The 10,000-nt window shown below is 58.5% G+C and carries 8 protein-coding genes and 2 pseudogenes; 4 read left to right on the top strand and 6 right to left on the bottom strand.

Features of this window, described 5'->3' with window-relative positions; translation table 11 throughout:
- The 3 genes from ACVIN2_RS11880 to ACVIN2_RS11870 all read left to right on the top strand — a co-directional run bounded on the left by ACVIN2_RS11880 (nucleotide 1) and on the right by ACVIN2_RS11870 (nucleotide 1,292).
- A complete protein-coding gene (locus tag ACVIN2_RS11880) occupies nucleotides 1-333 on the top strand; it encodes a hypothetical protein (RefSeq protein WP_456765738.1) in 333 nt (110 codons plus the stop codon).
- A complete protein-coding gene (locus ACVIN2_RS11875; protein ID WP_456765737.1) occupies nucleotides 330-875 on the top strand; it encodes a hypothetical protein in 546 nt (181 codons plus the stop codon). Before ACVIN2_RS11880 ends, ACVIN2_RS11875 begins: the two co-directional genes overlap by 4 nt.
- A gap of 144 nt (nucleotides 876-1,019) precedes the next feature.
- Complete coding sequence (locus tag ACVIN2_RS11870) at nucleotides 1,020-1,292, top strand: hypothetical protein (protein ID WP_456765736.1); 273 nt, start codon at nucleotides 1,020-1,022, stop codon at nucleotides 1,290-1,292.
- 780 nt (nucleotides 1,293-2,072) lie between these two features.
- Here the strand turns inward: ACVIN2_RS11870 and istB are convergent.
- On the bottom strand, nucleotides 2,073-2,936 hold the full coding sequence (gene istB / locus ACVIN2_RS11865) for an IS21-like element helper ATPase IstB (RefSeq protein ID WP_456765735.1): 864 nt from the start codon (nucleotides 2,934-2,936) through the stop codon (nucleotides 2,073-2,075).
- A pseudogene (gene istA / locus ACVIN2_RS11860) lies at nucleotides 2,902-4,435 on the bottom strand (IS21 family transposase). Before istA ends, istB begins: the two are co-directional and overlap by 35 nt.
- Before the next feature lie 98 nt (nucleotides 4,436-4,533).
- On the opposite strand from istA, the pseudogene ACVIN2_RS11855 reads away from it, so the two are divergent.
- A pseudogene (locus ACVIN2_RS11855) lies at nucleotides 4,534-4,689 on the top strand (transposase domain-containing protein); the annotation flags it as partial.
- 571 nt (nucleotides 4,690-5,260) lie between these two features.
- On the opposite strand, the gene ACVIN2_RS11850 reads toward ACVIN2_RS11855, so the two are convergent.
- Genes ACVIN2_RS11850 through ACVIN2_RS11835 form a run of 4 tightly spaced genes read right to left on the bottom strand, consistent with a single transcriptional unit; the run spans nucleotide 5,261 to nucleotide 9,470 of the window.
- Nucleotides 5,261-5,755, bottom strand: a complete 495-nt coding sequence (locus ACVIN2_RS11850; protein WP_456765734.1) for a DsrE family protein — start codon at nucleotides 5,753-5,755, stop codon at nucleotides 5,261-5,263.
- Nucleotides 5,756-5,777: 22 nt separating this feature from the next.
- Nucleotides 5,778-6,311 carry a hypothetical protein gene (locus ACVIN2_RS11845; protein ID WP_456765733.1) on the bottom strand — a complete coding sequence of 178 codons (534 nt, stop codon included), beginning with the start codon at nucleotides 6,309-6,311 and terminating at the stop codon, nucleotides 5,778-5,780.
- Nucleotides 6,308-7,330 (bottom strand): TAXI family TRAP transporter solute-binding subunit, encoded by a 1,023-nt coding sequence (locus ACVIN2_RS11840; RefSeq protein WP_456765732.1) that lies wholly within the window; start codon nucleotides 7,328-7,330, stop codon nucleotides 6,308-6,310. Before ACVIN2_RS11840 ends, ACVIN2_RS11845 begins: the two co-directional genes overlap by 4 nt.
- 31 nt (nucleotides 7,331-7,361) lie before the next feature.
- Nucleotides 7,362-9,470 carry a hypothetical protein gene (locus ACVIN2_RS11835; protein ID WP_456765731.1) on the bottom strand — a complete coding sequence of 703 codons (2,109 nt, stop codon included), beginning with the start codon at nucleotides 9,468-9,470 and terminating at the stop codon, nucleotides 7,362-7,364.
- Nucleotides 9,471-10,000: the final 530 nt, after the last annotated feature.

The following is a 10,000-nucleotide window of genomic DNA, read 5'->3' as shown; positions in this document are numbered from 1 at the left end:
TTGGTCGGGGCCTATAGCGCTTCCGATTTCTCCGTCCTGTCGGATGGTGCGGGCGGCTCGGAGATCATCTGGAATCACCATGCGCCAGCCATTGTCACTGACCAGGTCAGCGTGGTGAACAATGCCAATGGAACGATGACGGTATTGGGCTTGCAGGTCTTGGACAGCGACGCGAACGCGTCGGCTGAGAGCTTCAGGTTGAGCGCGACGACCGAAGAGGCTGGATCGGGAAGTGCAGTGACTCCATCTGGCAGCAGCGGCTCCCTGACAGCGATCAATGGCGTCCTCGCGGCCGGCGCTGTCTACAACCGTCGGCTGAGAGCTTCAGGTTGAGCGCGACGACCGAAGAGGCTGGATCGGGAAGTGCAGTGACTCCATCTGGCAGCAGCGGCTCCCTGACAGCGATCAATGGCGTCCTCGCGGCCGGCGCTGTCTACAACCCAGGTGCTGCACCGCCACTCGTCGACAAGTTCACGTTGACGGTAACTGATGGGTTTGGCGCAACGGACACCGTCAATTTTGTCTTCAACGGAGCTGGAGCAAGCTCCAACACCGTGCTGCAGGGCTCATCGGGAAGAGACGTAATTCTTGCTTCAACTGGATCGGACACGCTCAGCGGCGCAGGTGGGCCGGACCAGTTTGTGTTCGCGCCGACCTCTTCGGGGCCGTCCGTGCAACACACAGTGACCGACTTCATCGTTGGGTTAGACCGGCTTGACGTAAGGCAATTCGCCGGTCTCACCGCGGGATCGCTACCTGCCGAAACCCAACAGGGAAGCGACACGCTGATTACGCTCGATAGTCACGACACGATTCTGCTAAAGAATGTCAATGCCACGGCGGTGCACGCCAGCGACTTCATTTTCCATACCTAGATACTCGATTGCAATTGCTTGACCCTTCGAGGGAAGTCGCTGGCGGTTTCGAGAACAATGGAAGCGATTGGTCCAATGTTCATTCAGATCCGCGCCCTATACGATGCGTGCGGTTATTTTTGTCTCACGGCGGATAAGTGAAGTATGTTCCAACGCAATCGTAACTTGCCGATGGCGCCGGGTCGATTGGTCTTCGAAAAGTCCCTGATCGAGGGCCAGAGGATAGTCGTCGCTTCCTCCGCGGGGAAGAGGTTGGCTGGTAAATCAGGCATCGTCACCGCTAAAGGCAGGAGCAAGAGCCAGGTCAGGGTTCTGCTCGACGGCTCCAAGGGGCCCATCACGCTGCACGCGCGCTTTGTAGACTTGCCGAAAGGGCAAATGTTGCGAGCATTGGGGGAGTTCCTCCAGCCCATATGATGGTGTTATCAAACGACGGTCCCGTGTGATATGAGTTGTACGAAGGCTTGTGCGGGTGGAGCGTGTCGCGCGCGATGCGAACCGACGTCATTAATCGATATTCGCCCGTCGTTTACCGCTGCGATGTATGAACTATTGCAGTCTCGCATTGAGTGAAAATGCTTTACGAGATGACATCATGATGGGTGTACGTGATCACCGCTTGGCTTGGCGAATCAGAAGCAAAATTAAAAGAATCAGCAGCGTAATCACCAAGAATGTTTAGGTGTACGGCTTCCGCTCCCGTTTGTGATTGTTAGCATGCCGCTAGTCTGCCCAGGATTTTGGATGTAACTGACGATGGCAGAACTGGTATTGAAATTGTTGAGCTCGATAACGTCCGAATCATTGAATCCCGAAATCGTCCCGCTGAAATGGAAGGCATCTCCGAGCGAGAGAGCGCCCCTGCTGGCTACGCCAAATACGACGTTTGCGCTCGATGCGGCTTCGAAGGCAGCAGCTCTTTGCCGTCGATTATCGCCGTTCCATCGCCGCCAACGGCACCTTGCGCAGTTAAATTGGCATCATTTGCCGTAAGCGTCGCTCCGCTCCCACCTTTCTCGCGGCACATGGGATAGGCGAGTTTCACGATCTCTTTGAAGGGAGAGGCTTGTGTCTATGCTTGACCATACGCTTAAGTCGGACGGGACGGCGCGCCGGCTAGAAGTGATCATGGAGACGGGACGCCGTCGTTGGTTCTCCAAGGACGACAAGGCCCGAATCGTCGAGGAGACGCTGGTGTCAATCGGCGTTCAAATTTGACCCCGTATCGGCGTCCAATTTTGACCCCTTTGAGCGACGAGTCTTGACGGTAGCGCTCGCCTCGTCGGAGCTGGCCGGGGTTGCGGAGACGAGGCGAGCGCGGGTTGTGTGATCGTCGTCGCGGCTTTTGAAGCGCCAACTGTCGTTGCCACTCTCGACGATGTCGCAATGGTGGGTCAGGCGGTCGAGCAGCGCGGTAGTCATTTTGGCGTCGCCGAACACGCTGGGCCATTCACCGAAGGCAAGGTTGGTGGTGACGACAATCGAGGTGCGCTCGTAGAGCCGGCTGACGAGATGGAACAGCAGCTGGCCGCCGGACTGGGCGAACGGCAGGTAGCCAAGTTCGTCGAGGACGATGAAGTCGAGCCGGGTCAGATGCTCGGCGATGCGGCCCTGCCGTCCGTTGCGGGTCTCGATCTCCAGGCGGTTGACGAGGTCGACCACGTTGTAGAAGCGACCGCGGGCACCAGATCGGATGCAGCTTCTGGCGATGGCGATGGCCATATGTGTTTTGCCGGTGCCGGTACCGCCGACCAGAACGGCGTTACGTTGCTGGGCGATAAAGCCGCCGCCGGCGAGATCATTGACCAGGCTCTGGTTGATGGGGGTGCCTTCGAACTGGAAGTCCTCAAGGTCCTTGGCAAGCGGCAGCTTGGCGATGGTGAGCTGGTACTTGATCGAGCGGGCCTGCTTCTCGTTGATCTCGGCATTGAGCAGGTCGCCGACAATGCGTTGGGGTTCGTGCTGGCGCTTGATGGCGGTCGCCATGATCTCGTCGAAGGCGGCCTTCATGCCGTAGAGCTTGAGCTCACCCATGAGGTCGAACAGTTGAGTACGCTCCATCAGATGGTTCTCCTGAGGTTGTCGTAGCGGGCACAGTCGGCGATCGGGGCATGGCGCAATGTCAGCGCAGCCGGGGTGAGGATGTTGGCCGGCGGGGCAGGATCACGCTGGCGGGCCAGGATGTTGAGCACGACATCGGCGGAATGAACGCCGTGAGCGGTCGCCTCGGCGCAGGCTGCTTCGACGGCCGGCAAGCCGTCGGTCAGAACCGCGTTGAGGATGTCGACCATCTGCCGGTTGCCGTCGTCGGCACCGGCGAGCTTGCGCCGCACACGTTCGATCGCAGCCGGCAGCACCCAGTCCTTGAAGGGAGCGCCGTTGCGCAAGGCACCGGGTTTGCGAGCCAGCACCGGCACGTAATGCCAGGGATCGTAGACGGTATCACCGCGGCCGAACGAGCGAGCATGCTCGGCAACGATGCGTCCGTCCTGGCGGATCACAATGCGATCGGCGTAGGCGTGAACCTCGACAGGCCGCCCAACGGCACTGGCCGTGACCGAGTATTTGTTGTTATCGAAGCGCACCAGGCAGGTCTTCGAGACCGATGCCAGCACCGCGTGGAATCCGTCGAACCGGCCGGCATAGGGAACGAGCATTGGTCGCTCGGCTTCGAACACCTGCCAGACCGTTTGCTCGGTCAGTTCCGGATGCCGGTGCGCTTTGGTGTAGGCGATGCACTTGTCCAGCAGCCAGGCGTTCAACTCGTCGAGGTTCTTGAACCGCAGCCGTGGCGTGAAGAAGCGTTCCCGGACAAGCCCAACCTGGTTCTCGATCTGGCCTTTCTCCCAGCCCGACGCTGGCGTGCAGGCCACCGGATCGACCAGGTAGTGACTGCACATCTGCATGAAGCGGCGATTGTAGAGACGCCCTTTGCCGACGAAGATCGTCTCCACGGCGGTCTTCATGTTGTCGTAGATGCCGCGCACGCAGGTGCCTTTGAACAGGGCGAACGCCCGATCGTGGGCGTCGAACACCATCTCCTGCGTCTCGCGCGGATAGCACCGCACGAACAGCATCCGGCTGTGGCAGAGCCGGACGTGGGCGGCCTTTACCATCACCGTCACGCCATTGAGCAAAACGACCTCATGGCTCCAGTCGAACTGATAGGCTTCTCCCGGCGCAAAGCTCAGCGGGACGTAGGCCGCAGCCGTCGATTGTCCGCGTTCCTTGCCCCATCGCCTGGCGTAACGTCGCACGGCGTCGTAACCGCCGTCATAGCCGCGGCCGCGGAGCTCCTCGAAGATCCGGATCAACGTCAGCTGCTCGCGAGCCGACTTGCCTGCGTTCCCTGCCAACAATCCGTCGAGTTCTGCAGCCCACCGTCCCAGCTTCGGTCGCGGCTGGATGACACGCTCGTACTCGAACGAGGTCTCTCCCGACCTCAGCACTTTACGGACCGTGTTCCGCGACACCTTCAGGTCACGGGCGATCTCCTTGATCGTCTTGCCCTTGATGAAGTGCTCGCGCCTTATCCGGGCAATCGTCTCCACGATCAGCATCCCCAACCACCTGCTTCATGACGAAGCAGGCAGCGCAACAGACCAACCTGTAGGGGGTCAATTTTGGACGCCGATCCCCCGGCTTAGGGGGGCAATATTGCAGGCCGAATGACAACGTCGATCCAAGAGCCTGGCTTGCCGACGTCCTCGCCCGTATCGCCGGTCTTCCCGCATCGCGGCTGCACGAACTGCTGCCCTGGGAATGGAAGCTCCTGCACCAAGCCGGCAAATCCGACGATCAGCAAGCCGCCTGACCTTCACCCAACGCCATCACATATAGCTCGCCGTGCCCGCGCGCACGCGTCAATCAGGCGGTCTTCGGCGTATACGTGCCGTAGTTCTGACGTAGTGCACCCTGCGTCCATTTTTCGTGCGTCTAGCTCCATCAGCGAATTCTTGAGGGGAACGCTGGTTTTGGTCCAAGCCAGCGGGGCGTCGTCCCCTTCTAAGGGCCGTAGCTGACTTGCTCGCTCAGATCCTCGACTTTCGGGATCCAAGACGGCAGGTTTGGCTTAGGACCGCTCTGGCGGCCTTATAGCGCCAGCGGCGGTCCGTGGCCCGGTCGGTCCAGGAGAGCCCATGACGGCGTTCGAGGCGTCTAAATCGTCTCGCCTGCAGTCCCAACCAGGGTAGAAAGTGCGTAGCGGCGGGGAGCCTAAGTCAACGCGTACTCATCTTGTCCGGCGAGCCGATTTCCTTTGCTGCGCAGACTAGCAGGTGCGAGGAGATCCAATCCCCGGATGCATGGGCGCAAGGCTGGGAGGCGGATCTGGCCGGTCGCAGCCTCGATCCGGGTGGTCGGAATCGCTGCGATTTCTTGTCGGTTTACGGCTTTACATACGACCAGCCCTGCTCCTGCAGCTCCATGATGCGAGTGACGCCGGAGCTCACAAGTTGCGCCTGGGGGATGAGCGGGATGTCCTTGTTCTCCGCCTTGCTCATATTCTGCTTGGTGTTGCCACACGCCCTGAACGAAATCTCAGGTGTACTCAACGCCAGCGTTTCGATTCGCGCTTTCACGGGAGAAGTGTCGTCCCGCAACATGTGCAAGCCCGGTCCAAACGTAACAAATTCGATCGAAACCGACTGGCCAAGCTCCTTGTAATATTGGACGACATTGGCTGCATTGTTGAGCGCCAGGTTCATCATCGCTGGATCGTTGCTGTTGACCTGCAAAATGAGCCGATGCTGCGTCTTGGCAGACGTGCTTTGCTTTGAGGTCGCTGACGGCTTGACGCTGGTGCTCTTTGCCAGGGCGGGCGCCGTCACCAGTAAAGCAATCGCGGCTACGGCTTGAATTGCGGTTGCAAAAGTAAACATGGGAAATGTCCTCTCTGAATAATCAATTGTGCAGCTTAGCGTTGATGGGCGGCCAGTTGCATGCTTTGGCCAACTTGCTTCTTGCGCCTTTCAGCCCGTCCAACTGAAAAGTTCCCTCGCGAGTGTCGCCCGATCGCGTCGTGAGTCGAATCCGTATCTCGCCTTCGCCAGGAAGCGCTTGCAGCAAGCTCACGATCTCACCGGGCATGGCAATACCGCCGAAGAGCGATGATCCCACTCCGGCATGAGTGGGACTGCTACCGTTTACGGAATACGAAAGTTCGTAGGTGTCGGCACGCGGGGAGACACTCTGACCACCGACAACAAGAAAGGTGTTGCCGCCGCGGCAATAGATGAAGAGCTCCATTCGAGGGGCGTCTGCATTGTGCTTTGACCTTGTGCTTGCGATGACGATGGGCGAATAGTCGACTGGCGATGTCGTTTCGCTGATGATCCAGTTTCCCGCTACGGGCGGCGATTGCGGGGGCTGGCCCGACGCACCTCCGCTTCCTAACCACAAGGATGTCAGCAGCAAGGGAAGCCCGGCGTGGTTCATTGCGACACCTGCTTTGCACGCGGCTGACGATCCAGCCAGGCTTTTGCGGCAGGTGATCTTGCGAGGCCCGGGACGTTTGCTCCGATATTTATCGACTTCCACTTCGGATCGAAGCCAATGCCCTGCAGCTTTTCCATTCGCGAGAAAAGGTAGTCAACGAAGCGGGCGACGCGATCGTAGCGGTTTGAATTCTTTGGCCACTTGAATGAAAGCATTACAGTCGGGACTGCGATCGTCGACACTCGTTCGCCCTCTTTGATCAGGGCTGGATAGTCGCTGGGCTCGAGTGTTGACGGAAGATAATAGTCTTCGAATTTGGTGTCGTAGACGACCGGAAGAAACTTGTAGCCGGGTTCCCAGCGTCCTCGTGCAAAGGCGTCTACCGGTTTGGACGTTATGAAGACCACGCCCGCAACATCTCCCTGGCGCATCTGCTCCAGAGCGACCTGATGCGGAATGAATGTCTTCTCCACATCGATGCCAAGACGGCTGAAAATCAATGGGCCGGTGTAAGCGGCGGCCGTCCCTTTGGTGTTAAAGTTGACTTTCTTGCCGGCAAGATCCTGCAGACTCTTGATTTCCGGCCGAACGAAGATGTGCAGTTCCGACGGGAATAGGCTGAGCACGTAGTTCACGCGATTCTGGATGTCGGGTACCTGCGCCTTGTATTCTTCAAGCGCATCGAGATTGACAATCGCGAGGTCGACGCCGCGCAGATAGAGGAGGTCATTGAGGTTTTCCACCGGGCCTCGCGTGACGATGGGCAGAACGATCATGTTATGACCGTCGTCGACGACTCGTGCGATCTCAGTAGCGAAGCGTATCGGGGCCCCCTCGAGTTGGCCTGCGGCCAAGCCAAGGGTCCACGCGTTCATGCTGTCCTTTTGTGCCTTCTGCGCCGATGTCGCTTGCTTTACTTGGGGCGGTGAAGGGGCCTGAGCATGGACCAATTCGGTAGCAAAGACCAAAGTCAGCGCAGTCGTCATCCGAACAAGAAGTAGCTTTACCCAAAGACGCATCGTAGCCTCACACATATACCATTAAGAAATGTCACTGACGTAATGAATCAAGAGCAGTCTTGGCCTCTGAAATTCCACCGGAGAGAGCCCGTGCATAATGTTCACGCGCCCTCGCAATGTCGGCTCGCGTTCCGTAGACGTTCCAGCGCGACAGGACGCGAGGGTCATAGGTCTGCGCCAGGACAAAGCTGGCTTTGGCGCTTCCCAATTCAACGGCGCGCTGGAGGAACCCGCGCGCGCTATTGATGTCGCCTCGGGCGAGGAAAGAGTCGGCTCGTTCGACCAAATGAGCGATTTCAGGGTTCTGATCGAGAGGCGCTGGCTGCGGTAAGTGGGGCGTTATGGGCTTTCTGGTGGCGTCTGCGTCCGCAGCCGCTGTTGTGCTCTCTTTGGACTGCGCGGTAACATCAATCGTCTTGTTCGCTTCGGCAGCAGGAGCTCTGGGTTGTTCTAGTTGAGTGACCCTGGCCGAGGCATTGCGCACGCTCGCGAGTTCAGCCGTGACCGCAGCCGTCTTCTTGCGCTCTTCTTGCAGGGCGGCGCTCGTTGCGTCAGCGGCTTTTCTCAAGTCCGCCGTTTCCAATTCGATCTTGCCGGATCGAGCCGCTTGAATGTCCAAGTCGCGGCGTGCAGTCGTCAGGTCGTCTGCGAGTATCGTCGCTCGTTTGTGTTCTTCCTGCAGGGCAACGCTCGTAGTGTCAGCAGCTTTTTTCAGTTCGGCTGCCTCTTCCTTGGCCTTGTTGAATTGAATGGCCTTGGCGTCGATGTCGCGGCGTGCGGATGCCAATTCGGTTGTGAGCGAGGCAGTTCGCTTGCGCTCATCCTGGAGGGCCGCGTTCGGAGTCTCAGCGGACTTTCTCAGTTCCTCTTCTGCTCCCTTGGACTGAGCGACCTTGGTATCCAGGTCGCGGCGTGCGGCCTCCAAATCGCCTTTGAGCGAGGCAGACCGCTTACGTTCATCTTGCAAGGCCACGTTCGCAGCGTCAGCGGTCTTTCGCAGGTCCGCGGTGTCTTCCCCGGCTTTGTCGGAATGCGGGCCCCTGGCATCCAGGTCGCGGCGTGCCGCCGCCAACTCGCCCACGAGCGAAACGGTCCGCTTGCGCTCTTCCTGGAGAGCTTCAGTCGTAGCCTCGGCGGCCTTTCTGGCTTCCGCCGTCTCTGCACCCGCCTTGCCGATTTCGACCGTCTTGGCATCCAGATCGCGCCGCGCCACAGCCAGATCGTTCATGAGCGAAGCTGTTCGCTTGCGCTCGTCCTGCAGCGCGGCGCTTGTGGCCTCAGCGGTCTTTCTCCAGTCCGCCGTTTCCTCTCCGATCTTGCTGGATTGGATAGACTTGGCCTCCAGGTCACGGCGTGCGGCTGCTAGATCGCCTGTGAGCGATGCAGTACGCTTGCGTTCTTCCTGCAGGGCCATGGATGCGGTCTCGGCGGTCTTTCTCAGATCGACTGTTTCCTCTCCAGCCTTGGCAGATTGGACGACAGATATCTCCAGGTTGCGGCGCGCAGCCGCCAAATCGTTGACGAGCGAACCGGTCCGCTTTCGCTCTTCCTGCAGAGCAAGGGTTGTGGCCTCGGCAGTCTTTCTGAGTTCAATGGCCTCAACTCCGGTCTTGCCGGAGACGATCGCCCTGGCGTCGAGATCGCGCCGCGCAGCTACCAGCATACTCGTGAGTGAGGCAGTCTGCTTGCGCTCCTCCTGCAAAGCGAAGGCTGTTGTTTCGGCAGTCTTCCTGGATTCTGTCGCGTCATCGCCGGCCTCGCGCAGCTGAGCAGCTTTAGTACTTAGCTCACGACGCGTTGCGGCCAATTCGTTTGTGAGCGCTTCAATCAAACGTGTGGCGTCTAGATCGTCGGTTGGGACCGCAGTTCGTCCACCCGCCGCGGACTTTGCGGCGATGGGTTGAGGCTTGCTCTTTATTTCCGTCCCGTCGTCGACAAAGACGAGAGCTAACATCACACAGACTACTGCCGAAAATGCAATCAGCACCAATCGGGGGATGAAAGTTCTGATCGGCCTCGACACAGCAATATCGTCCTCAAACTCGATCTCATCTTGCAGGTCCGGAAGGCGTCGCTCGATTGGAGCAGAGGCGTGTTGCGACTGCTCTTTCGCGGCAAAATTGAAGCCTACATTCGTCATCAAGACTCCGCGAACTTTCTCGCTTGGAAGGCAAGGCTAATGGAGGCGGTTCAATCTTTTGTCAGCCGATTTGCAGGGCCGCCTTACACAAAGTACAAAAGTCGTGTGGGCAGCGTCTCGACGACGAACATTCGCTGCTGGAGTCGGAACATCTAATTCTTGCGTTCAACATAATTTTCGTTAGATTATTGTAAGATAACGATTTTTACTAGATAAATTTGCGATCGATTTAATTGTTATTATTCGGAAACTGAGAAGTTATTCGTGCGTAGCTGGCGGGTCGCAGGCCATGTCCGTTGAGGGCAGGTATGTAGGAATAGATAGGACCTCAACTGACGATCGGAGCGACCGGATCTTGTCGAGCTGAGGGAACTTGGCGCTAAGTGCGGATGCGTGGTTTCGCTTGCGTAACTTGATTCGTCTGGTCCTTTCATCCGGGCGGTCATCGAAGCTGCGGTTGCGGTGTTGGCGCGGCCACAGCGGTTCATCTCCTTGAGCTCTTGCCGTGTGAAGTTCGGCGTCCTCTTTGA

This window comes from Bradyrhizobium sp. USDA 3650, assembly GCF_054057395.1.
The sequence above is the reverse complement of the archived record's forward strand: the minus strand, read 5'-3'. Positions and strand labels throughout refer to the sequence as shown.

Coding starts and splice junctions, on each gene's coding strand:
- ACVIN2_RS11840 (WP_456765732.1), bottom strand. CDS start 7,330: ATGCGTCTTTGGGTAAAGCTACTTCTTGTTCGGATGACGACTGCGCTG.
- ACVIN2_RS11835 (WP_456765731.1), bottom strand. CDS start 9,470: ATGACGAATGTAGGCTTCAATTTTGCCGCGAAAGAGCAGTCGCAACAC.
- istB (WP_456765735.1), bottom strand. CDS start 2,936: ATGGAGCGTACTCAACTGTTCGACCTCATGGGTGAGCTCAAGCTCTAC.
- ACVIN2_RS11870 (WP_456765736.1), top strand. CDS start 1,020: ATGTTCCAACGCAATCGTAACTTGCCGATGGCGCCGGGTCGATTGGTC.
- ACVIN2_RS11845 (WP_456765733.1), bottom strand. CDS start 6,311: ATGAACCACGCCGGGCTTCCCTTGCTGCTGACATCCTTGTGGTTAGGA.
- ACVIN2_RS11850 (WP_456765734.1), bottom strand. CDS start 5,755: ATGTTTACTTTTGCAACCGCAATTCAAGCCGTAGCCGCGATTGCTTTA.